The organism is Humibacter ginsengiterrae (assembly GCF_054780115.1).
In genome coordinates this window covers 114,660-137,890 of the sequence record NZ_BAAGWY010000011.1, presented here as the reverse complement: position 1 = coordinate 137,890, position 23,231 = coordinate 114,660, and the positions used below count along the sequence as shown (strand labels likewise).

Sequence of the window (23,231 nt, the reverse complement as noted above, 5' to 3'; positions counted from 1 at the left end):
ATCGAACACCTGAGATTGTGCAATGGCTGTGCATCGCTCAGGCTCAAAAGGTGCTTGAACACTTCCGCACCGAATTCGACGGCGCGGGCGCCGGCTACCTGGCGGCCTGCACCGGGGGCCTGCCTGCCGCGTGCTCGATGGACGCCCTCCGCCACGACCTCGAGCTCTGGCGCGCCGGCACCGCCAGTCCGGCACACTACGACGAATCCGTCGCGCGTTCGAGAGCGGCCTTCGCTCGCATCGCCGGTGTCGACGTCGACCGCGTGGCCATAGGCTCGCAAAGCTCGGTCTTCGCCGGCATGATCGCGGCATCCGTTCCTGACGGGGCCGAGGTGCTCTGCGTCGACGGCGACTTCAGCTCCATCGTCTTCCCGTTCCTGCAGCACGAGCGCCGGGGCGTTCGCGTGCGACACGTTCCCCTGTCGGCGCTGCCCGATGCGATTTCCCACGATACGTGGCTGGTCGTATACTCCCTCGTGCAGTCCGCGACGGGCGAGATCGCGGATGCCACGAGCATCCGTTCCGTCGCCTCTCGCGTCGGCGCACGCGTACTCTGCGACACCACGCAGGCAGCAGGCTGGTTGCCGCTGGTGCCAGAGACAGCGGATGCCACGATCTGCCACGCCTACAAGTGGCTCTGCGCGCCGCGCGGAGTGTGCTTCTTCACGGTGACACCCGACTTCGCGGATGAGCTGATCCCGCTGCACGCCGGATGGTACGCGGGCGAGGACCCATGGACCTCCTGCTATGGGCCGTCGGCTCCCCTGGCCGGTTCAGCCCGGCGGTTCGACGTGTCGCCGGCGTGGCAGGCGGTCGCCGGTGCCGCCCCCGCACTTGAGTTGTTCGCGGATGCGGACATGCGCGCGGTCCGGGAACACGACGTCGAGCTCGCGGACGCCTTCGCCGCCGGCCTCCGGCTCGAGAGCCGTGGCAGCGCCATCGTCACCTGGAAAGACGCCATGGGCGCCGATCTGCGAGCCCTGACCGAGGCGGGGATCGTGGCGTCCGGCCGGGCCGGCCGAGCACGGGTCGCGTTCCACGTGTGGAACGACGAGAGCGATGTGGACCGCGCCCTTCGCGCGCTGGGTCGGCTGGCTGGAAAGCGCGAAACAGTGCCGGCCGGAGTCAGCGCTGGATCTCGACGAGCAGTACCCACGCATTGAGCATCGAGCTCGCCAGCACAGCCACGATCGCTGCTGCGAGCAGAGCCAAGGCCACGGTGTTGCCCGCGATCATGAACGCGCCCCCGAGAACGGCGAGCACGACCGGCACGATGCACAGCGCGCCGATGAAGGCGATCGACGACGCTGAGCGCCGATACGACGAGTCGGTCGCCATGCGCAGAATCATGACCACCGGCGGAACGAGTCCGATGAGGCTCGCAACGAGGATCTCCATGCCGAGTGCGATGTCGGGCTGGTGCGGGATGAGCGAGAGCACCGCGATCACGAGGATCAGCACCATGGAGCTGACCGTCGTCGCCGCGCGTGACGGGAGCGACGAAGACGCGAGGATCTCCTTGATGGTCACGCTCATCGCCACGATGATGAGACCGGCCAGCGCCGCGGCCGCTCCCGCGATGGCGACGAAGAACTCTCCCCAGTCTTCGGTCATGGCCGCAGTCTAGGGCGCGCCAGGCGAGTTTCGACGGGCTCAGCCAACGGACGAACTCGACCCGCTGGTATCTAACCCTTCGTGCGCACCGGGTTCGAGAGCGTGCCGATGCCGCTCACAGTGACATCCACCCGGTCGCCCGCCGTCAACGGACCGACACCCGCTGGGGTTCCGGTCATGATCACGTCACCGGGCAGCAGGGTCCATACGCTCGACGCATAGGCGACGAGTTCCGGTATGCCGTGCATCAGGTCGGAGATGCGGCCGGACTGTCGCGCGTCCCCGTTCACCCGCGTCTCGATGGTCGCGGATGCCGCGTCGAACTCGGTCTCGATCACGGGCCCGAGCGGGCAGAATGTGTCGAACCCCTTGCCACGCGCCCACTGACCGTCTTTGCGCTGCAGGTCGCGCGCGGTGACGTCGTTGCCCGCGGTGTAGCCGAAAACGTAGTCGAGAGCATTCTGCGGCGAGACATCCTTCGCGATCCTGCCGATTACGGCAACGAGCTCGCCTTCGTGCTCGACCCGCTCGGACTGCGGCGGAAGCACGATGGCGTCGTCCGGTCCGATCACCGAGGTGTTCGGCTTGAGGAACATGAGCGGTTCGGCGGGCGGCTCCGAGCCCATCTCCTCGGCGTGCTCACGGTAGTTGCGTCCGATGCCGACGACCTTCGACCGCGGGAGTACGGGAGCCAGCAGCGTGGCATCCGCCAGCTTCACCCGCTCCCCCGTCGTGTCGTAGCCGGCGTACATCGGGTCGCCTGCGAGTACGACCCACTCCCGTTCATCCTCGTCGAGGATGCCGAACGAGAGCGTGCCTGCGTGACTGAAACGTGCGATCTTCACTCGGGCGTCAGCCGTCCATCCGGGTGAGCCAGCCGTGCCGGTCCTCGGCGCGCCCGTACTGGATGTCCGTGAGCTCCTGCCTCAGTGACATCGTCAGCTCGCCGGCAGTGGCATCGACGGAGCCGATGGTGAAGTCGCGCGCCTTCAGCTGCGCGATCGGTGTCACCACCGCTGCCGTTCCGCAGGCGAAGACCTCGACGATGTCACCGGATGCCTCACCTGCGCGCCACTCGTCGATGGACACCGGACGCTGCTCGACACGGTGTCCGCGGTCTCGAGCCAGCTGCAGGATCGACTCCAGCGTGATGCCCTCGAGAATCGAGTCGGACGCCGGCGTGACCAGCGTGCCGTCCCGATACACGAGCACGACGTTCATGCCGCCGAGCTCCTCGAGGAACTTGCCCTCGACGGAGTCGAGGAACAGCACCTGCGCGCATCCGTGCTCGTACGCCTCGGACTGAGGCAGCAGGCTGGCCGCGTAGTTGCCGCCCGTCTTCGCCGCGCCCGTGCCGCCGACCCCGGCCCGCGAGAACTCGTCGGAGAGCCAGATCGAGACCGGCGCGATGCCGCCCTTGAAGTAAGCCCCGGCAGGGCTGGCGATCACGTAGAACGCGACCTTGTCGGCCGGCCGCACGCCGAGGAACGCCTCCTTGGCGAACATGAACGGACGGATGTAAAGGCTCGTCTCCGGGGCGGAGGGCACCCAGTCGCCGTCCACGGCGATGAGTTGCCGGATGGCCTCGACGAAGTGCTCGGTGGGCAGTTCGGGCAGGGCCAGCCGGTGAGCCGAGCGCTGCATGCGGCGCGCGTTCGCCTCCGGACGGAACGTCCAGATCGAGCCGTCTGCGTGCCGGTACGCCTTGAGCCCCTCGAAGACCTCCTGCGCATAGTGCAGCACGGCGGCGGACGGCTCCAGCTGGATGGGGCCGTAAGGGCTGACCCGCGGCCGATGCCAGCCGCCCTTCGCCGACCAGCAGATGTCGACCATGTGGTCGGTGAAGTGCTGCCCGAAGCCCGGGTCGGTCAGAATCTGCTCCCGCTCCACCGTGCTGCGCGGCGCCGGGTTCGGCGTCACCTGCCACGTGAGCGGCGTGATGTCAGTGAGCGGAATGGTCATCGGTGATCCCCTTTGAAGTCGGTCGATGCGCCGTGCGTGAGCGCCGCGCATCGAGAACAGATTACGTCAGCGGCCCTAGCGTCCGGAGGGACGTATCCAGGGCGATCAGCCCGCCAGCCGAGCAACGATCGCGTCGCCGATCTCGGACGTGCTCCGCTGCGTCGACCGCTCGGCGAGGTCGGCCGTCACGGCCGCGCGAACGCGGCCTGCGGCATCCTCGTGACCGAGGTGGTCGAGCAGTAGAGCGACGGAGAGGATGGCGGCGGTGGGGTCTGCCTTGCCCTCTCCGGCGATGTCGGGTGCCGAGCCGTGAACGGGCTCGAACATGCTCGGGAACGCGCCGTCCGGGTTGATGTTGCCGGATGCCGCGAGACCGATGCCACCGCTGATCGCGGCCGCGAGATCGGTCAGGATGTCGCCGAAGAGGTTGTCCGTGACGATGACATCGAATCTAGCAGGATCGGTGACCAGGAAGATCGTCGCCGCGTCGACGTGCAGATAGTCGACCGCGACATCCGGATGCTCGGCGGCCAGCTCGTCGACGATGCGCTTCCACAGGCCGCCCGCGTGCACCAGCACGTTGGTCTTGTGCACAAGCGTGAGCCGCTTGCGCCGCTTCTCAGCCTGTTCGAACGCGTAGCGCACGACGCGCTCGACGCCGAAGGCGGTGTTCACCGACACCTCGTTGGCGATCTCGTTCGGCGTTCCGACGCGGATGGCGCCGCCGTTGCCGACGTACGGTCCCTCCGTCCCTTCGCGTACCACCACGAAGTCGACGTCTCCGGGGTCGCTCAGCGGGCTCGTCACACCGGGCATGATCGCGGTCGGGCGCAGGTTGACGTAGTGGTCGAGCGCGAACCGCAGCTTGAGCAGCAGACCGCGTTCGATGTTCGCACCGGCAAGTCTCGGGTCGCCCGGCTTTCCACCCACGGCGCCGAGCAGGATCGCGTCGTGCCCGGCAATCGCCGCGAGATCGCCGTCGGTGAGCACGTCGCCGGTGGCGAGGTAGCGCGCCGCGCCTAGCTCGAAATAGGTCTTCTCGAAGACGACGTCGGCCGGATCCACGACGGCATCGAGCACCTTGACGGCCTCGGCGACGACCTCGGGACCGATGCCGTCACCGGGGATGACGGCGAGAGTGACCTGACGGGACATGGGACTCCTTCTCGCGGGATCGGCTGCGCCGTCACGACGCGCCGCAGCGCTCGGCACACCGTTCTGGGATACCACCAGCGTATCGGTGGCCGGGCGCGCCCCTACACCATCCCGACTTCCCGGTCGATCCCTTCCGGTCGGGGCCAAGGGCTTCGTAACGTCAAGCTGTCGCGATCCGCGTGCACACGGCGCCCACGTCGTGGGCGGACGCGAGAACGGAGCAAAGGAGGAGCATCATGAGTATTGGAGGCGGGATCTTCCTCATCGTGATCGGCGCCATCCTCGCTTTCGCGCTGAACGTCAACGTCGGATGGATCGACCTGCACATGGTGGGTTACATCTGCCTGATCGCTGGCATCGTCATCACGATCATCGGCATCATCCTGATCACCCGCAGACGCACCTCGAGAATCACCAGGAACACGACGATCGACCCGAGCACCGGACAACGGGTGGACAGCACCCGTCGCGACGACCCCGGCGACGACTACTGACACAGACGTGACGATCGCCGGCGCCGCACTCCAGGTGCCGGTGATCGTCGCCGTCCTTGCTACGACTCGGTGATGTCGATGGCCTGCATCACGTCCGCGTCGATCGCCGCGCGCACGGTCTCGAGGATGCCCTCGGGCACCGGCGAGTCCACCGTCAGCACGCTGAGCGCCTTGCCACCTGCCGTGGTGCGTGCGATCTGCATGCCGGCGATGTTGATGCCCGCCTCGCCGAACTCGCGACCGTACACGGCGACGATGCCGGGACGGTCGTCGTACACCATGACGATGAGGTGCTCGGCGAGAGGAACTTCCACGTCGTATCCGTCGATGCCGACGATCTTCTCGATCTGCTTCGGACCGGTGAGCGTTCCCGAGACCGAGACCTGCGACCCGTCGGCGAGCGCACCCCGCAGGGTCAGCACGTTGCGGTAGTCCTCGCTGACGGCATCCGTGAGCAGGCGCACCTCGATGCCGCGCTGCTCCGCGAGGAGCGGCGCGTTCACGTAGGAGACGTTCTCGCTGACGATGTTGGTGAAGATGCCCTTCAGCGCGGCAAGTTTGAGCACGCTGACGTCGTAGTCGACGAGCTCGCCGCGGATCTCGACGTCGACGCTCGTGATCGGGCTGTTCTTGGCCAGTCCGCTGAACACCTGGCCCAGCTTCTCGAGCAGCGGGATGCCGGGGCGCACGTAGGGGTCGATCACGCCACCGGCCACGTTGACCGCGTCGGGCACGAGTTCGCCGGAGAGCGCAAGGCGCACCGACCGCGCGACCGAGACGCCGGCCTTCTCCTGCGCCTCTGCGGTCGACGCGCCGAGGTGCGGTGTGACCACGACGTTGTCGAGCTTCAGCAGCGGCGACTCCAGCGGGGGCTCCGTGCTGAACACGTCGAGGCCGGCGCCGGCGATGGTGCGGCTCGTCAAAGCACGGTAGAGGGCATCCTCATCGATGAGGCCGCCGCGTGCGACGTTGACGATGTAGGCGCTCTTCTTCATGAGCGCGAGCTGGTCGTCGCCGATCATGCCGATCGTCTCCGGCGTCTTCGGCATGTGGATGGTTATGAAGTCCGCGCGCTGCATCAGCTCGTCGAGACCCACCAGCTGCACGCCGAGCTGCTGCGCCCGGGCGGACGTGACATACGGGTCGTACGCGATGACCGAGGTGCCGAACGCCTGCAGACGGGCGGTGATCAGCGCACCGATACGGCCGAGGCCGATGATGCCGATCGTCTTCTCGTACAGCTCGGTTCCGGTGTACTTCGAGCGCTTCCACTCCCCGCCCGTGAGCGACGCGTTTCCGGCCGGAATGTAGCGGGCGAGCGAGAGGATGTGCCCGATCGTGAGTTCGGCGGCCGAGATGATGTTCGAGGTGGGCGCGTTGACCACCATGACACCCGCCTCGGTGGCCGCCTTGATGTCCACATTGTCGAGTCCGACCCCGGCGCGCGCCACCACCTTCAGGTTCGGTGCGTGGGCCACGGCTTCGGCGTCGATCTTCGTCGCCGACCGGATGAGCACGGCGTCGGCGTCGGTGAGCGCCTCCAGGAGTGCAGGCCGGTCGGTGCCGTCGACCGAGCGGATCTCGAAGTCGGGCCCGAGGGCCTCGACGGTCGCAGGCGAGAGTTCTTCGGCGATCAGTACGACCGGTTTCGACACGAAAGGGACCCTTCGACGAGAGTGTGCGGATTCAGGTGTGGGCGGACGCGCCCGCACGCCACGGCCATCGGGGCGCAGGTCACCTCAACACTAATGGGCGCCAGGTGCGCCAGCGCGCACATGAGCGCTCGGCCTGCTGAACGGCTTCGTGAAACGGCCCGCCCTGCTGGGCCGGAATTGGACCGGTGCCCGCGGGCTCTCGCCCGTAGCCTTTCTGCGGAACATGACGATTTGTGAAGGGGCCTCGATGCGCATCCTCCTGGCCGGCGGCGCCGGTGCTATCGGACGGCAGCTCACACCGGCTCTCGCCGCCGCAGGACACCAGGTGTGGGCGACCAGCCGCTCGACCGCGAAGGCGAGCACGATAGCGGCGGACGGAGCGCATCCACTCGTGATGGATGTCTACGACTCCGGCTCCGTCGAGTCCGCGTTCGAGAGCGCCCGACCGGATGCCGTCATCCACCAGCTCACCGACCTCTCCGATTACGACCTGGCCGCCAACTCCAGAATCAGGATCGAGGGGACGCGCATCCTCGTCGACGCTGCGAAGCGGCACGGCGTGGGCCGCATGGTCGCGCAGAGCATCAGCTGGGTGGTGCAGGACGGCGACGCGCTCGCGACCGAGAGCGAGCCTTTCCGGAAGGGACTGATGCCGGGCGTCGCGGAGCTCGAGAGCGCCGTGCTCGAGTTGCCGGAAGGCGTCGTTCTGCGATTCGGCCAGTTCTACGGGCCTGGAACGTGGCGCAGTTCCCGTGCTGCGGAATCCGAGGCCACCCTCGAACGTGCGCTGGCGCCCATGACCGAGGTGGGAAGTTTCGTCCACGTCGCTGATGCGGCGTCCGCGACCGTGCTCGCCCTCGGCTGGCCGCACGGCGTTGTGAACATCGTCGACGACGAGCCGGCGCGCGCCAACGAGTGGATGCCTGTGCTCGCCGCCGCGCTCGGCACGACTCCCCCGCCGGTCCCGGCCGGTCTGCCGCACGGTCGCCCCGTCTCGAACGCGCTCGCCCGCGAGCGCGGCTGGACGCCGCGTTTCCCGTCCTGGCGCGAGGGCTTCGTCGCCCCAGACGGCGGTGTCACGGCGGAGGGCACCAAGGGCACTGGCGGAACCTCAGACCGGACCCGGCCATAACGGAGCGACGTATGACCCGCTGGATCGTCCGTGCCGTCGAACCGCACGACCACGACAGGTGGCGCGAGCCCTTCGCGGCGTATCGCGACTTCTACAAACTGGCGCCCGACGACAACTGCTCGACACGGTGTGGGGATGGCTGACGGATTCCTCGCACGAGGTGCGCGGACTGGTTGCAGAGAATCCGACAGACGGCACAGTTGCCGGCATCGCGCACTACCGCACCTTCGCCCGCCCCAGCACGGCGGGTATTGGACTCTTTCTCGACGATCTCTTCACGGACCCGGCTGCGATAGGGCAGGGTGCGGGCGGGGCGCTCATCGAGGGTGTTGTGGAGCGGGTCCCGGGTGCATGGCACGACGAAGCTGCGCTGGATCTCAGCACCGGGCAACGCGATTGCACGCCGTCTCTACGACAGCGTCGCCTCGGTGCGCTGGGTGGTCTACGACCTCGACCCGTAGACCAGGTAGGCGCCGAGGTCGGTTTTGCCGCGGGGAGAACAGGCAAACCACGCGAAACCAGGCAAAGTCTGCCTGTACTCGCGCGGAGAGCGCGACCATGCCTGTCTCGCTGAGATGGCGGGACCGCGATGGCGCGAACAGCTCAGCCGGTCGACGCGGTGAGCGCCTCGCGGGCGCGAATCATCGCCCGCACCGCGTGGGCATCCGTCGTGTCGTACTCGGGATGCCCGCCGCCCGGTCCGCTCGCCTGCCCCGTGACGGTCATCCGTGCGGAGAGGTGAACGGCGTCCACGCCGGTCTCGGCGAGTACCGGCAACTGATCGGCCGTGATGCCGCCGCCTGCCATGATCTGCACGGCACCCGCCGCGTGTTCCACGAGCGAGCGCAGCATCGGCAGCCCCTCGATCGCGTGGCGCGCTGTGCCGGAGGCGAGGATGCGGCGCACGCCGACCGCGGCCAGCGCCCGCACCGCCGACGATGCATCCTTCGCCACGTCGATGGCCCGGTGGTAGGTGACCGGCAGCGGCCCGGCCGCAGCCACCAGCGCGGCCATCGACGAGACATCCACTTTGCCGTGCTTGTCGACGAGGCCGACGACGATACCGCCGGCGCCGAGCTCTCTGGCCTGGCGGATGTCGCGCAGCATCACGTCGAGCTCATCGACCGAGTAGAAGAAGCCTCCGCTGCGCGGGCGGATGAGCACGTGCACGAAGTCTCTGCGACCGCGGTCGCGACCGAGCGCGGCTGCGCGCTCGATGATGCCGGCGCTCGGGGTGAGGCCTCCCACCCCGAGCGCGCTGCAGAGCTCCACCCGATCGGCGCCCTCGTCGAGGGCGATCCGAACACCATCGAGGTCTTGAACCGCGATCTCTATCTCGGGCGCGCCGACGCGTGTCATGCCCTCAGTATCGCGGGCGGATGCCGTAGCCGACGATCAGAAGACCGGCGTCCCGCCTCGTAGGAGCCGCCAGTTCTCCACGTGGAACTGCGCAGGGTCGATCGTGCCCTGCGCCGTGGCGTAGGCGACAATCGCCTCACGGATCGCGACCTGCGCGTTGTACACAACCGGTGCGTCCGCAATGTGCGGGAACCCGCCACCGCCGGACTGACGGTAGTTGTTCACGGCGACCACGAACTGCTGGTCGGCGGCCACGGGAGCACCGTCGTAGGTCAGACCGGTTATGCGGGATCCCTCCGGCTGCGAGATATCGATGCCGTAGACGACTCCGGAGAACTGGTCGTAGTTGTAGTCGGGCAGGTTGTGGTTGTTCGTCCACGACGCCGGGTCGACAGGCGCGTCGGCGGCGACCTGTTGGTAATAGCGCGCCGAGTACTCCAGGTAGTCCTTGATCTGGGAGCCGGTCAGCACCGATGCGAGCAGCGTGTTGTCGTAGATGTAGAGGCCGGCTACATCCTTGATGGTCACCGATCCTGCGGGGAACGTGGCCGCCCGGTTGAACGGCGCGGCGATAGATACCACGGGCAGCGATGCGTACGGGGTGCCCGCGATCGCCTCGGTCACCTTGGCCGTCTGCACCACATTGATGTAGTCCAGGATCGCCGTGTCCTTCCAACATGCCTCCGCGGCAGACATCGCCTCGGTGGATGTCGCCACCGCCGTGTTCACGTACGCCACGACGGCGTCGTGCTCGGACTTCACCACGGCGACCAGCTTCGGGTCGTCGACGACCGTGTTCGTGTTGACGGTGATGGCCGACTTCGAGTTCACCTTCCAGCTACCACGTTCGAACGAGAGCGACAGGTCGAAGACGCTCAGGCGTTCGCCCCAGCACTTCGGCTCGCTCATCACGACCTGCTCACCCGTGGTCGTGTTGGTGACGAAGCGCTGCGGCACGTCGATGTGCGCGTGGCCGAACAAGATCGCATCCACCCCGGGCACCTGCTGCCCGAGCATCGCGGCGGCGTTCTCGACCGGGATGTCGCCACTGTACGACGAGAGGCCGCTGTCGCCGGCGTGCACGCTCACGACCACGATGTCGGCACCGTCGTTGCGCATCCGAGGCACCCACGCCTTCGCCGTCTCGACGACGTCGAGCACGTCGAGCTTGCCGCTGACGTTCGCCTTGTCCCAGATCACGATGCCGGGATTCGTCAGCCCGAGCACGCCGACCCGCAGCGGCGGCATCCCCTTGAACTTCATCGTCTTGACGACGTACGGCTTGTACTTCGGGATCTTGGTGCCAGGGTGCACGGCGTTGGCCGCGAGCACCGGTGCCTGCATCTGCGAGATCCAGTGGTCGAGGAACTCGAGCCCGTAGTTGAACTCGTGGTTGCCGAGAACGACGGCGTCGTAGCCGATCGCGTTCATCTGCAGCGCCATCGGGTGGATGGCTCCGGTCTTCGTGGTCGGCTCCACCGTGGCGTAGTAGAACCCGAGCGGCGTGCCCTGGATGATGTCGCCCGCGTCGAAAAGAAGCGTGTTGTCCCGCCCCCGATCGGCTCTGATCTGGTTCACGAGGGTCGACACCCGGGCGAGGCCCACCACGTCGCCGGCGGCGTCACTGAACGGCGCGTCTTTGTAGTAGTCCCAGTTGATCGCGTTGCTGTGGATGTCGGACGTGCCCATGATCGTGATGGTCACGTTCTTGCCGTTCCCGCCCGGTCCTCCGTGATCCGGCTGCGCCGCCTGCGCGGCGCCCGGCCAGCCGGCAGCGGCGAGGACTCCGGCCGCCGATGCCCCGGTGATCAGACCCCGTCGGCTGATGCCGTGGCGACGCGCCTCGTTGCGCTGCGCCTCGACGTCATCCGGCACTGCGCAGGAGCACCAGCGGGGCGCGGGTTCGTTGTAGTGGGATGCCTCATGGCTGCATGTGGGTTCGCTCATGAAACCCTATGCGACCACAGCCGACGACAGCCGAACAAGGGACGAACAGGTGAACTTCCCGTACTTGCTCGTCTGCGCGAAATGAGGGATGCCGCCACCCTCCCGGGCAGCGGCATCCATCGTCTCGCAGACTGATCGCCTAACGGGCGACCTCGCCGTCCACATAGTCATCGTCGTCGCTCGAGTTCCACGCGAAGAGCTTGCGCAGCTCGCGTCCGGTGGACTCGATCGGGTGGTCCTCACCCTCCTTGCGGAGGCGCAGGAACTCCGGGGCGCCGGCATCCTGGTCGCCGATGAAGCGCTCGGCGAATGCACCCGACTGGATGTCGGCGAGGATGCCCTTCATGCGCTCCTTCGTGCCCTCGTCGATCACGCGCGGGCCGGAGACGTAGTCACCGTACTCGGCCGTGTCGGAGACGCTCCAGCGCATCTTGGAGATGCCGCCCTCCCAGATCAGGTCAACGATGAGCTTCATCTCGTGGAGCACCTCGAAGTACGCGATCTCAGGCTGGTACCCGGCGGCGGTGAGCGTCTCGAAGCCGGCCTGGATCAGGTGCGACACGCCACCGCAGAGCACGGCCTGCTCGCCGAACAGGTCGGTTTCGGTCTCCTCGGTGAACGTGGTCTTGATGCCGCCGGCGCGCAGGCCGCCGATGCCCTTCGCGTAGCTGAGGGCGAGCGGCCAGGCGTTGCCCGTCGCGTCGTTCTCGACGGCGACGATCACCGGAACACCGCGCCCTGCGACGTACTCGCGACGCACGGTGTGGCCCGGCCCCTTCGGGGCGACCATGACGACGTCGACGCCCTCGGGCGCCTGGATGTAGCCGAAGCGGATGTTGAAGCCGTGCCCGAAGACCAGCGCCTTGCCGTCGCTGATGTTCGGGGCGACGTCGTTCGCGTAGAGGTGGCGCTGCACCTGGTCGGGCGCAAGGATCACGATCACGTCGGCCCATGCGGTGCCCTCAGCAGGCGTGACCACCTGGAAGCCTGCCTCCTGCGCGCGCTGAGTGGACTTCGAGCCCTCCTGCAGGCCGATGCGCACCTCGACGCCCGAGTCGCGCAGGTTCTGGGCGTGGGCGTGGCCCTGCGACCCGTAGCCGATCACGAGCACCTTCTTGCCCTGGATGATCGTCAGGTCGGCGTCGTTGTCGTAATAGATCTCAGCCATGGATGTGTTTCTCTCCTTGTTGTGTGAAGTCGGTGTTGTGCGGAGTCGTCAGTTCTTGAAGACGCGGTCGGTGATGGACTTGGAGCCGCGGCCGATTGCGAGCAGGCCGGACTGCGCCATCTCCTTGATGCCGTAGGGCTCGAGCACCCGTAGGAGCGCCTCGGTCTTGCCTGTGTCGCCGGTGACCTCGATCACCAAAGCGTCAGTGGCCACGTCGACCACTCGGGCGCGGAAGAGATTCACGGCCTCCAGCACCTGCGACCTCGTGGTGTGGTCGACACGCACCTTGATCAGCAGGTGTTCTCGCTGCACGGATTGGTCCGGATCGAGCTCGACGATCTTGATCACGTTGATCAGCTTGTTCAGCTGCTTGGTGACCTGCTCGAGCGGAGCGTCCTCCACGTCCACCACGACGGTGATGCGCGACAGGCCAGGCACCTCGCTGACACCCACGGCGAGCGACGAGATGTTGAAGCCGCGACGGGAGAACAGCCCGGCGACCCTGGTGAGCAGACCCGCCTTGTCTTCGACGAGCAACGACAGCACGTGTGTCGACATGGCCTACTCCTCTCCCCAGGTCGGTGCGTGGTCTTTCGCGTACTGCACGTTCGAGTTGCTGACGCCCTGCGGCACCATCGGCCACACCATGGCGTCGCGGCTCACGATGAAGTCGATGACGACCGGCCGGTCGTTCGTCTCCAGGGCCAGCTTGATCGCGTCGTCGACCTCGTCTTCCTTGGTGACCCGGATGCCCAACGCTCCGTACGCCTCGGCCAGCTTCAGGAAGTCGGGGATCATCCGCGTCTCGTGACCGGTGTCGAGGTCGGTGAACGAGTGACGCCCGTCGTAGAACAGCGTCTGCCACTGCCGCACCATGCCGAGCGACGAGTTGTTGATGATCGCGACCTTGATCGGGATGTCGTTGATCGTGCAGGTGGCGAGCTCCTGATTGGTCATCTGGAAGCATCCGTCGCCGTCGATCGCCCACACGACGCGGTCGGGCTGCGACACCTTCGCACCCATCGCCGCGGGGATCGCGTAGCCCATCGTGCCCGCGCCTCCCGAGTTGAGGAAGGCGTTCGGACGCTCGTACTTGATGAACTGCGCGGTCCACATCTGGTGCTGTCCGACGCCGGCGACGTAGACCGCCTCTGGGCCGGTGAGCTCCCCGATGCGCTGGATGATGCCTTCCGGCGCGAGCAGACCGTCGCTGGTCGGCGCATACCCCAGCGGGAACTGCGTGCGCAGCCCGTCGAGCTTGGCCCACCAGTCGCTGAGCTCGGGCTTGCCGACCGCGGCCACCTCGTGCTCGTAGGCGGAAGTCAGGTCGGCGATGACGTCCTTGGCATCGCCGACGATCGGAACGTCGGCGTGCCGGATCTTGGAGATCTCGGCCGGGTCGACGTCGACATGCACGATCTTGGCGTGCGGAGCGAACTCCGACACCTTGCCCGTCACGCGGTCGTCGAACCGTGCGCCGAGCGAGACGATGAGGTCGGCATCCTGAAGCGCGAGCACTGCCGCGACCGTGCCGTGCATTCCTGGCATGCCGAGGTGCTGCTTGTTCGAGTCGGGGAATGCGCCCCTCGCCATCAGCGTCGTCACGACCGGGGCACCGGTCGCCTCGGCGAGAACCGCGAGCTCGTCGGATGCCTGCGCCCGCACGACTCCGCCGCCGACGTACAGCACGGGCTTGCTCGCCTCAGCGAGCAAGCGCGCGGCCGCGTGCACCTGCTTGCCGTGCGCCTTCGTCACGGGGCGATAGCCGGGCAGGTCTACCACCGGCGGCCAGGAGAACTCCATCAGGTTCTGCTGGGCGTCTTTCGTGATGTCCACGAGCACGGGGCCAGGTCGACCGGTGGATGCGATGTGGTAGGCCGCAGCGATGGTCGCAGGGATGTCCTCAGCGCGCTTCACCAGGAACGAGTGCTTCGTGATCGGCATCGTGATGCCGACGATGTCCGCCTCTTGGAAGGCATCCGTCCCCATCGAGGTGGAGAACACTTGGCCGGTGATGAACAGCGTCGGAACGGAGTCCATGTGCGCGTCGGCGATCGCCGTGACGAGATTGGTCGCGCCGGGACCGGACGTGGCGATCGCGACGCCGACTCGGCGGCCTGCGGTCGCGTAACCCTCGGCCGCGTGCCCCGCACCCTGCTCGTGGCGCACCAGGATGTGCCTGATGGCGTTCTGCGCCATGAGCTCGTCGTAGAACGGGATGACGGCGCCGCCGGGGATGCCGAAGACATCCTTGACGCCGAGGTGGGCGAGCGACCGCAGAATGGCGGCCGATCCGGTGATGAGGTCTGGTTTCTCTGAAGAACCGCCGGCCCCGGCAGCACGCGCTGCCGAAGTCGGCACGGCTCGAGGTTCCGTTGTCATGGGGGACGACTTCCTTGAGATGCGTCGAATGGAGGAGCTGAACGAGAACGCGAGGACTACCCCGTGATCGCGCCCTCGGCGGCCGAGTGCACGAGCTTGGAGTACTTCGCGAGAACGCCACGGGTATAGCGCGGAGGAAGGGGCGCCCAGCCTTCACGGCGGGCGGCCAGCTCGGACTCGTCGACAAGTAGGTCGAGGGAGCGAGCCGCGATATCGACCCGTATCAGATCACCATCGCGCACGAAGGCAATGGGACCACCGTCCACTGCTTCGGGTGCTATGTGGCCGATGCACAGACCGGTTGTGCCGCCTGAGAATCGACCGTCTGTCAAGAGTAGTACATCTTTTCCGAGCCCTGCGCCCTTGATGGCGGCGGTGATCGCGAGCATCTCGCGCATGCCTGGCCCGCCCTTCGGACCTTCATAGCGGATCACCACGACGTCTCCGTGGTCGATGGCGCCGTTGGTCAGAGCGTCCATCGCCTCGCGCTCGCGTTCGAACACGCGGGCGGGTCCCTCGAACACAGCGGCGTCGAATCCGGCGGTCTTCACCACAGCGCCGTCCGGGGCGAATGTGCCCTTCAGGATGGTCAGTCCGCCGGTGGGGTGCAGCGGGTTGTCGAGCGAGCGCAGCACCTCGCCGTCCAGCGGCGCCGGGTCGATCTCGGCGAGGTTCTCGGCGATGGTCTTGCCGGTGACCGTGATGCAGTCGCCATGCAGCAGGCCAGCGTCGAGCAGCGCCTTCATGAGCACCGGGATGCCGCCGTGCCGGTCGACGTCGTTCATCACGTACTTGCCGAACGGCTTCATGTCGGCGATGTGCGGAACCTTGTCGCCGATGCGGTTGAAGTCGTCGAGCGTGAGCTCCACCTCGGCTTCACGCGCAATGGCGAGGAGGTGCAATACGACGTTCGTGGACCCGCCGAGAGCCATGGCGACGGTGATGGCGTTCTCGAACGCCTTCTTCGTGAGGATGTCGCGCGCCGTCAGTCCGAGTCGCAGCATGTTCACGACTGCCTCGCCGGAGCGGTGCGCGTAGTAGTCGCGCCTGCGATCCGCGGAGGGCGGAGCGGCGGATCCGGGGTAGCTCATGCCGAGCGCCTCGGCGACCGACGCCATGGTGTTCGCGGTGTACATGCCGCCGCACGCACCCTCGCCCGGCGCGATCGCGCACTCGATGCGCTTGAGATCGTCGAGGCTCATGGTGCCGGCCTTACAGGCGCCGACGGCTTCGAAGGAGTCGATGATCGTGACATCCTTCTCGGTTCCGTCGCTGAGCTTCACCCAGCCGGGAGCGATGGAGCCCGCGTAGAGGAAGACGGATGCCAGGTCGAGTCGTGCCGCCGCCATGAGCATGCCCGGGATCGACTTGTCGCATCCGGCCAGCAGCACGGAACCGTCGAGTCGCTCGGCCATCATGACCGTCTCGACGGAGTCGCAGATGACCTCGCGGGAGACCAGCGAGAAGTGCATGCCTTCGTGGCCCATGGAGATGCCGTCGGAGACCGAGACGGTGCCGAACTCGAGCGGATAGCCGCCACCCGAGTGCACGCCCTCCTTCGCCGCCTGCGCGAGGCGGGCGAGCGAGAGGTTGCACGGTGTGATCTCGTTCCAGGAGCTGGCGATGCCGATCTGCGGCTTGTCCCAGTCCTCGTCGCCCATGCCGACCGCGCGAAGCATTCCACGGCTCGTGGTGGCTTCGATCCCGTCGGTGACCACACGACTGCGGGGCTTCATGTCGATCTCAGGCATGAACTCGAGTTTAGAGGCGCCGCGATTCGCCTGCGCAGGATGCCCGCCGCCGCGTCGAATGCTCAACGCTCGGCTCGCGCGACGGCCAGGCGTGCCAGCAGAGCGGCGACCGCGTCCGGGTCGGAGACCCGATGACCGGCTTTCGTCTCCCCTGGGCCGACCTTGACGCCCACATCTCCCTGGTGCAACGCAGCGAATGCGTCTTCGTCGGTGACATCGTCGCCCGCGTAGAGCACAGCGGTCGCACCGACGTGCTCTCTCAGCCGCTGAACGCCGTCGCCCTTCGTCGCGTCGCGCACCGCGAACTCGAGGATGTCCTTACCCGCTCGCTCGAGGAATCCTCCGCCAAGCGACGACGCTGCCTCCCGTGATGCTCGGTCGGCGGCTCTCGCCTGCTCGCTAGGCACACCTCGCGTGTGCAGGCCGAGGCCGGCGGGCTTGCGCTCCAGCTTGGAGCCCGGCGTTGCGTTGACAATGCGTTCGAGCTCGGCGGCAAGCGCCTCCAGCCGTGCGCTTTCCTCTTCGGTGAGTCCGACATCCACCGCACCGCCCGTGAGCCGCACTTCCACCCCGTGCGAGGCGATCAGAAGCGCCTCGTCGTCGGCCTCGGTCACCCGGGCCAGTCCGGCCAGTGGACGACCGGAGACGAACGCGATCCAGGTGTCCGGCATCCGTTCGAGCTCATTGAGGGCTGCACGTGCGGCCGGCAGCACTCGCGAGTCACGCGGGTTGTCGACCAGGGGACTCACGGTGCCGTCGAAATCGAGCGCGACGAGCAGGCGCGGTGTGGCGGCCAGCCGTGCCATTGCTTCCGCCAGGCCCTCGTCGACGTCGACCGAACCGGTGGGCCGTGAAGTGCTCACGACTCCGCCGGCCCCTCCGAGCCCGGCACCGACCGCGCGACCTGCGGGTTCTGCGCTGCCTCGTGCGCACCGAAGTCGTCCTCTTTGGTGACGTGCGTCAACGCATCGAAGAAGGTCGCCGACCAGCGCTGCACGTCGTGCGTGATGACCCGCTTGCGCAGGGCGCGCATGCGCCGGGAGCGCTCGCGCTTCGGCATCTCGATCGCGCGAACCATGGCATGCTTCAGGCCCTCGATGTCGTGCGGATTCACGAGCAGCGCCTGCTTCATCTCGTCTGAAGCGCCGGTGAATTCGCTCAGCACCAGGACGCCGTCGTTGTCGATGCGGCTGGCGACGTATTCCTTGGCCACCAGGTTCATGCCGTCGCGCAGCGCGGTCACGAGCATGACGTCGGCCGCGAGGTAGAGCGCCACCATCTCCTCCCGCGGATACCCCTGGTGCAGGTAGCTGATCGCGGTGTGACCGATGGTGGAGTAATCGCCGTTGATGCGGCTGACCGTGAGCTCCACCTCGTCGCGCAGCTGCTTGTACGTCTCCACCCGCTCGCGCGACGGGCTGGCCACCTGCACGAGCGTGACGTTCTCGACGTCGATCGACTGATCGCGCAGCAGTTCCCCGTACGCCTTCAGCCGGTGCCCGATGCCTTTCGTGTAGTCGAGCCGGTCGACGCCCAGCATGATGGTCGCCGGGTTGCCCAGCTCCTCGCGGATCTGCCGTGCCCTGGCCTGGATGTCCGGCCGCGACGCGAGTTCCTGGTAGCGCGCGGTGTCGATGGAGATGGGGAACTGCTTGGCCAGTACCGTGCGCACGCGGGTGCCTCGCCGGTTCGTCTTCACATGCCGGTGCCCGACGCCCTCATCGTCGTCGAGCGGCACCTCGATCACCGATCCCCGGGTCTCGTAGCCGAGCAAGCGTCGTACCGCGCGGGCGAAGTTGCCGGCGTCGCCCAGCCTCTGGAACCCGATGACGTCGGCGCCGAGTAGGCCTTCCACGACCTGCTTTCGCCACGGCAACTGGGCGTAAATGCCGTATGCCGGGAACGGAATGTGATCGAAGAACCCGATGACCAGATCCGGGCGAGCGTCACGCAACATCTTGGGAACGAGTTGGAGCTGGTAGTCGTGCACCCACACGACGGCGCCGGGTGCCGCCGACTCGAGTGCGGCATCCGCGAACCGGCGGTTCACCTGCACGTACGCCTCCCACCATTCCCGGTGGAAGCTCGGAGGGGCGATCACGTCGTGGTACAGCGGCCACAGGGTGTCGTTCGAGAAGCCCTCGTAGTAGTACTCGACGTCCTGTGCGCTGAGTGCGACGGGCTTGATGTCGATTCCGTCGGCCTCGAACGGCTCGAACTCGGCGTCCGGAATTCCCACCCAGCCGATCCAGACGCCGTCCTCACGCTTCATCATCGGCTCGAGCGCCGCCACGAGCCCTCCGGGCGACGGACGCCAGACGGCGTTCTCGCCCTCACCAGAGACATGGTCGACAGGCAGGCGGTTCGAGACGATCACGAGGTCGAACTTGTGAGGCCTCCTCCGGCCGGTCCCCGAACCCCGCCTGGGCTTCGGCGACCGGTTCGCGGCGGCCTCCCGGCCGCCGGATTCGGACTCGTCGTGAGCGGACTTCGGAAGAATGAGCGCCTCCTGAGTGAAAGCCTGGTCGGCCTCAAGAACGTTACCAGGCAGGGTAAGCAACGCGCCGGAGAGTCGGGTGGCCGTTGACAGTGCCGAGGGCGGCAGGCTAGGCCGGAGTGAATAGATCGAAACGCGAGGGGATTCGATGCGCAAGTACCTGTTGAACTGGGGCGTCGTGAGCACGGCGCTGGGAGTCGTGTCGGTCGTTCAGACCACGCGCAACGGACCGCGAGACTGGCGGGTGCTGCTGGCGTGGGCGAGCTGGGCGCTGTCGCTCGCCGTTGTGCTCACGAGCGTGCACGACCGCTCCAAGGAGCTCGAGAGCCGGCGATAGGACCGACGATCCGAGAGCCGCCGCGCTCCGCGGCGGCGTGTCAGCGGAGGCCGGAGCCGAGCATCCGTCAGACTGTGTCGTGCGGGGTTGATCACGCACCACACGAGGGAGAAACCGGTCATGTTCGGTCGTCGGAGGCACGCTGCTCAAGCGGTGGCCCCCATCGTCGAGGTCGTCGAGACCCCGGCTCCTCTCCCTCGCCTCGCGGAGGAACAGGTCTTCGAGCTCGTGCACACGCGCATCGCCGCAGCGATCGGCGAGGGCGGCGAGTGGGTGGTACGCAGGCGCACGCCGGATGACACGGACGACCTCTTCCGCACCGTGCTCGCACATCAGGTTGCCTTGGACGTGACGGCTGCTCTCCGGAGCGCTCAGCTTCAACTCGAGGCCGGCGAACAGCTCACGGTCTCCACGCGCACGGGTCCCATCGCCCTGCGGTCGGGCACGCACGTGGATGTGGCCGACGTGACTTCGCACCCTGCCCCGCGCGTGGATGAAGACGACTACCGTGACGAGGTCGCGGCGATGGCGGAAACGCAGGAGAGTGCATCCTCGCCCAAGGAAGACGCGGATGCGGTTCCGTCAGCGACTGCCGTAGAGAGCGACGTCGCCGGCATCGACGACTCCGAGCGCGGCCCGGCGCACCGTCACGACGAGCCACAGGGCGACGAGGATGCCGTGCTCGATGAAGACGCCGTGGCCCTGCAGTGGGAGCCCGCACCCATTACGGTGTGGACCGACCTGAAGAAGCCGGTCACCGACTCCATCGCCCTTCAGTTCACCCGCATCTGACCACATCGCGGGGTCCACTCGTCACCTTTTCGATCAGCCGCGCAGCAACGCCCTCAGCGTCTGGATCGTGTCGGCCTCTGCCGCCGTCTTGTCTTCGCGGTAACGCTTGACGCGTGCGAACCGCAGCGCGATGCCTCCCGGATAGCGTGAGGATGCTTGCACCCCGTCGATGGCGATCTCCACCACTGTGACCGGCTCCACCCACACAGTGCCCGCCGTCCGTCGCACTTCCAGCTGCTGGAAGCGCTCGGTCTGCCAACGCAAGAGCTCGTCGGTGAGGCCCTTGAACGTCTTGCCGACCATGACGAACCCGCCGGGCTCACCGAACTCGCCGGTGGGATCGTACGCGCCCAGATGCAAGTTGGACAGCCATCCCTGGCGCCGTCCAGAGCCCCACTCGCAGGCCAGCACGACGAGGTCGTACGTGTGCACCGGCTTCACCTTGATCCAGCCGGAGCCGCGTCGGCCCGCTGTGTAGGGCGAGCCGATCGCTTTCACGACCACACCCTCATGACCCTTTGCCAGCGCCTCCTGGGAGAACGCCTCTCCCGCCTCCGGATCGCTGGTGATCAGGCCCGGAATGAGGAGGTGCGGGGCGACCTCGCTCAGGATGCCGCGACGCACAGACAGCGGCTCGTCGATCAAGTCCCTGCCGTCGAGATGCAGAACGTCGAAGAACCATGGGCTGAGCAGTGCCTCGCGCGACGCCTCCGCGCCGAAGCGCGACATCGTCTGCTGGAAGGGCCGCGGCGCACCCTCCTCGTCGAGCGTCAGTGTCTCTCCGTCGAAGATGGCATCGGTGAGCGGCAGGCGCCGGACGGCATCGACGACCTCGGGCAGGCGATGCGTGACATCTGCGAGGCTCCTCGTGAAGACGCGAACGTCATCGCCACGGCGATGCACCTGGATCCGCGCACCGTCGAGCTTGTACTCCACTGAGGCCTCTCCGGTCTCGGTGAGCGCGTCGGCCACCGTGGCAGCGGATGCCGCGAGCATCGGGCGCACCGGGCGCCCCACCGTCAGCGTCACGCCGGCCAGCGCATCCGCTCCGCCGAACAGGGCGAGCGCGGCCGTGTCGCCGAGGCTTCCGGACAGCATCACGGCTCGTCGCACCACCCCGCCGGGTGCGTCGGCCGCTCGCGCTATCGCATCCACGAGTACGCCCTCCAGGGCGCCGGTGCGCATCTCGCCGAGCATCGCCCGCACCAGGAACCGCTGCTCGGTCTCCGTCGCACGACCCAGGAGCTCGGCCAGAACGGACGCCCGCGCTGTCGCGGAGCCTGCGCCCTCGGTCGCGGCGAGCCGGTCGAGAAGCGCGTCCACCTCCGCCACCGTCAGAGTCGGATCGACCGCTGCCGGTGTAGTGGACGTCGACATGGCGCGCCACCCGACGCCGAGCCGGCCCTGCACCGGCGAGCCGATGAGCAAGCCGACGGCGGTGGCCACCTCGTCGCGATCCAGCCGCGAGAGGAGCTCGGCAAGGGCATCCACCTTGGCCAGGCGCGACCTGGTCGACCCCACGGCGGAGTCGGTGGCGACCAGCTCGTTCAGCAGCACGGGTACAGTCTGCGCGTCACCGCCGACATCCTCACGGTATGGCGGGCCAGTCCGTCGGTCCGTCCGAGCCGGCCGCATAATCCTCGAGCGGCACCTCGTCGTCGCCCCACGCCTTGAGCACGGGGGCAACGATGCGCCAGCACTCCTCGGCCGTGTCGCCGCGCACCGACAGCGAAGGATTCCCATCGAACAGGTCGGCGAGCACCTCGCCGTAGGCGAGCAGGCTCCCCGGCCCGAAGTCGGCCTCGAGCGATGCCCGGCTCAGGTAATGCGGGTCGCCGGGCCCGTTCGTGTTGAGCTCGAGCTGCATGACGTCGGGTCCGAGGCGAATACGCAGGCGGGTCGGGTGGGCTGCACCGCGCAGACCCTTCGGCACCCGTTGCGCATCGCGGAACGTGATCACGATCTCGTGGCGCCCGCGACCGATCGCCTTTCCCGATCGCAGGGTGAAGGGCACGCCTGCCCAGCGCCAGGTGTCGATGCCGAAGGTGACCTGGGCGAGGGTCTCTGTGCGGCGGTCCGCATCCACGCCGTTCTCATCCACATACGACCTGAGCTCGCGTCCGTCGATCTTCCCCTTCGTGTAGCGGCCGCGGTGGCTGTTCGCGATCGCGTCGTCGTCCAGCACGTGAGTGGCGCGAATCACGATGCCCTTGGCATCGCGGATGTCCGCCGCACTCATCGTCGACGGCGGTTCCATCGCCGTGACGGCCAGCACCTGCAGCAGGTGGCTCTGCAACATGTCGACCAGGGCGCCTGCATGGTCGTAGTACCCGGCGCGGCCCTCCAGGCCCAGGACCTCGTCGTACACGATGTCGACACTGGCGATGTGCTCCGCGCTCCAGAGCGGCTCGAAGATGCGGTTGGAGAACCGCAGACCGAAGAGGTTCTGCACGGTCGAGTTGCCGAGGAAGTGGTCGATGCGGTGCACCTGATCCTCGGGCACGAGCTTGGTCAGCCGGCGGTTGAGCGCAGCCGCGCTCCGTTTGTCTGTGCCGAACGGCTTCTCCAGCGCAAGCCGGAGTCCCGCGGGCAGGTCGAGTTGCGCGAGGCCGGCGCAGACCTCCTTGGTCACCGCAGGCGGCAACGCGAAATACAGCGCGGGCGTGCCGTCCGAGCGCGAGAGCAGCTCCCGCAGATGATCCGGATCGGTCACGTCGCCGGCGACGAAATCGGTGCCATCCAGCAGCGCGTCGACCGCGGGGCCCTCGGCATCCACGGTCTTGAACGACGTCTCCACGACGCTGCGCCAGTGCTTCGCATCCCAGTCATGCATGCCTGCACCGACCAGCGTGACCCTGCGGGTGTCTTCTTCGGTCAGCAACTGCCCCAGGGCGGGAAGCAGGAGGCGCGACGTCAGATCGCCGTCCGCGCCCAGGATGATAAGAGTCCGCACCGCCTCAGTCATGATCCTCACGCTACCTGCCAA

21 protein-coding genes are annotated in these 23,231 nt (G+C 67.4%); 6 read left to right on the top strand and 15 right to left on the bottom strand.

Features of this window, described 5'->3' with window-relative positions; all coding sequences use genetic code 11:
• Positions 1-50: 50 nt before the first annotated feature.
• Positions 51-1,163: an aminotransferase class V-fold PLP-dependent enzyme gene (locus tag ACYVII_RS13730; RefSeq protein ID WP_460535979.1), complete on the top strand. Its 1,113-nt coding sequence runs from the start codon at positions 51-53 to the stop codon at positions 1,161-1,163.
• Here the strand turns inward: ACYVII_RS13730 and ACYVII_RS13725 are convergent.
• The 4 genes from ACYVII_RS13725 to ACYVII_RS13710 form a co-directional block, all read right to left on the bottom strand.
• Positions 1,126-1,614, bottom strand: a complete 489-nt coding sequence (locus ACYVII_RS13725; protein WP_460535977.1) for a hypothetical protein — start codon at positions 1,612-1,614, stop codon at positions 1,126-1,128. The two genes, ACYVII_RS13730 and ACYVII_RS13725, sit on opposite strands and share 38 nt — an antisense overlap.
• A 71-nt stretch (positions 1,615-1,685) precedes the next feature.
• Positions 1,686-2,459, bottom strand: coding sequence for a fumarylacetoacetate hydrolase family protein (locus ACYVII_RS13720; protein WP_460535975.1), 774 nt, complete (start codon positions 2,457-2,459; stop codon positions 1,686-1,688).
• Between the two features lie 7 nt (positions 2,460-2,466).
• Complete coding sequence (locus tag ACYVII_RS13715; protein ID WP_460535973.1) at positions 2,467-3,576, bottom strand: branched-chain amino acid transaminase; 1,110 nt, start codon at positions 3,574-3,576, stop codon at positions 2,467-2,469.
• Positions 3,577-3,681: 105 nt separating this feature from the next.
• Complete coding sequence (locus tag ACYVII_RS13710) at positions 3,682-4,731, bottom strand: 3-isopropylmalate dehydrogenase (protein ID WP_460535971.1); 1,050 nt, start codon at positions 4,729-4,731, stop codon at positions 3,682-3,684.
• Between the two features lie 236 nt (positions 4,732-4,967).
• Here ACYVII_RS13710 and ACYVII_RS13705 point away from each other — a divergent pair, with 236 nt between their 5' ends.
• Positions 4,968-5,225 carry a DUF6458 family protein gene (locus ACYVII_RS13705; RefSeq protein WP_460535969.1) on the top strand — a complete coding sequence of 86 codons (258 nt, stop codon included), beginning with the start codon at positions 4,968-4,970 and terminating at the stop codon, positions 5,223-5,225.
• 59 nt (positions 5,226-5,284) lie between these two features.
• Here ACYVII_RS13705 and serA read toward each other — a convergent pair whose 3' ends face one another.
• Positions 5,285-6,880 carry a Rossmann-fold NAD(P)-binding domain-containing protein gene (serA, locus tag ACYVII_RS13700; protein ID WP_460535967.1) on the bottom strand — a complete coding sequence of 532 codons (1,596 nt, stop codon included), beginning with the start codon at positions 6,878-6,880 and terminating at the stop codon, positions 5,285-5,287.
• Between the two features lie 247 nt (positions 6,881-7,127).
• On the opposite strand from serA, the gene ACYVII_RS13695 reads away from it, so the two are divergent.
• Together ACYVII_RS13695 and ACYVII_RS13690 are read left to right on the top strand one after the other, a co-directional pair.
• Positions 7,128-8,012 carry an NAD-dependent epimerase/dehydratase family protein gene (locus ACYVII_RS13695; RefSeq protein WP_460535965.1) on the top strand — a complete coding sequence of 295 codons (885 nt, stop codon included), beginning with the start codon at positions 7,128-7,130 and terminating at the stop codon, positions 8,010-8,012.
• 11 nt (positions 8,013-8,023) lie between these two features.
• Positions 8,024-8,155 carry a hypothetical protein gene (locus ACYVII_RS13690; RefSeq protein WP_460535963.1) on the top strand — a complete coding sequence of 44 codons (132 nt, stop codon included), beginning with the start codon at positions 8,024-8,026 and terminating at the stop codon, positions 8,153-8,155.
• Between the two features lie 460 nt (positions 8,156-8,615).
• Here the strand turns inward: ACYVII_RS13690 and ACYVII_RS13685 are convergent, their stop codons facing one another.
• From ACYVII_RS13685 to otsA, 8 genes are all read right to left on the bottom strand, one after another.
• Complete coding sequence (locus tag ACYVII_RS13685; RefSeq protein ID WP_460535961.1) at positions 8,616-9,371, bottom strand: copper homeostasis protein CutC; 756 nt, start codon at positions 9,369-9,371, stop codon at positions 8,616-8,618.
• Between the two features lie 36 nt (positions 9,372-9,407).
• The gene (locus ACYVII_RS13680) at positions 9,408-11,318 is read right to left on the bottom strand and encodes a 5'-nucleotidase C-terminal domain-containing protein (RefSeq protein ID WP_460535959.1); all 1,911 of its coding nucleotides are present in this window, start codon (positions 11,316-11,318) and stop codon (positions 9,408-9,410) included.
• Between the two features lie 139 nt (positions 11,319-11,457).
• Complete coding sequence (gene ilvC / locus ACYVII_RS13675; RefSeq protein WP_460535957.1) at positions 11,458-12,486, bottom strand: NADP-dependent ketol-acid reductoisomerase; 1,029 nt, start codon at positions 12,484-12,486, stop codon at positions 11,458-11,460.
• 48 nt (positions 12,487-12,534) lie between these two features.
• Positions 12,535-13,044, bottom strand: coding sequence for an acetolactate synthase small subunit (gene ilvN / locus ACYVII_RS13670; protein WP_170024247.1), 510 nt, complete (start codon positions 13,042-13,044; stop codon positions 12,535-12,537).
• Between the two features lie 3 nt (positions 13,045-13,047).
• On the bottom strand, positions 13,048-14,868 hold the full coding sequence (locus ACYVII_RS13665; RefSeq protein WP_460535956.1) for an acetolactate synthase large subunit: 1,821 nt from the start codon (positions 14,866-14,868) through the stop codon (positions 13,048-13,050).
• Positions 14,869-14,924: 56 nt separating this feature from the next.
• Positions 14,925-16,619 carry a dihydroxy-acid dehydratase gene (gene ilvD / locus ACYVII_RS13660; protein ID WP_460535954.1) on the bottom strand — a complete coding sequence of 565 codons (1,695 nt, stop codon included), beginning with the start codon at positions 16,617-16,619 and terminating at the stop codon, positions 14,925-14,927.
• A gap of 62 nt (positions 16,620-16,681) precedes the next feature.
• Positions 16,682-17,482 (bottom strand): trehalose-phosphatase, encoded by an 801-nt coding sequence (otsB, locus tag ACYVII_RS13655; RefSeq protein WP_460535952.1) that lies wholly within the window; start codon positions 17,480-17,482, stop codon positions 16,682-16,684.
• Positions 17,479-18,996, bottom strand: coding sequence for an alpha,alpha-trehalose-phosphate synthase (UDP-forming) (gene otsA / locus ACYVII_RS13650; RefSeq protein ID WP_460535950.1), 1,518 nt, complete (start codon positions 18,994-18,996; stop codon positions 17,479-17,481). Before otsA ends, otsB begins: the two co-directional genes overlap by 4 nt.
• 268 nt (positions 18,997-19,264) lie before the next feature.
• On the opposite strand from otsA, the gene ACYVII_RS13645 reads away from it, so the two are divergent.
• The gene (locus tag ACYVII_RS13645; RefSeq protein WP_460535949.1) at positions 19,265-19,453 is read left to right on the top strand and encodes a hypothetical protein; all 189 of its coding nucleotides are present in this window, start codon (positions 19,265-19,267) and stop codon (positions 19,451-19,453) included.
• Between the two features lie 153 nt (positions 19,454-19,606).
• Complete coding sequence (locus tag ACYVII_RS13640) at positions 19,607-20,245, top strand: hypothetical protein (RefSeq protein ID WP_460535947.1); 639 nt, start codon at positions 19,607-19,609, stop codon at positions 20,243-20,245.
• A 33-nt stretch (positions 20,246-20,278) separates the two neighbouring features.
• Here the strand turns inward: ACYVII_RS13640 and ACYVII_RS13635 are convergent, their stop codons facing one another.
• Together ACYVII_RS13635 and ACYVII_RS13630 are read right to left on the bottom strand one after the other, a co-directional pair.
• Positions 20,279-21,802 (bottom strand): ATP-dependent DNA ligase, encoded by a 1,524-nt coding sequence (locus tag ACYVII_RS13635; RefSeq protein ID WP_460535944.1) that lies wholly within the window; start codon positions 21,800-21,802, stop codon positions 20,279-20,281.
• Positions 21,803-21,833: 31 nt separating this feature from the next.
• On the bottom strand, positions 21,834-23,210 hold the full coding sequence (locus ACYVII_RS13630; protein ID WP_460535942.1) for a glucose-6-phosphate dehydrogenase: 1,377 nt from the start codon (positions 23,208-23,210) through the stop codon (positions 21,834-21,836).
• Between the last annotated feature and the right edge of the window lie 21 nt (positions 23,211-23,231).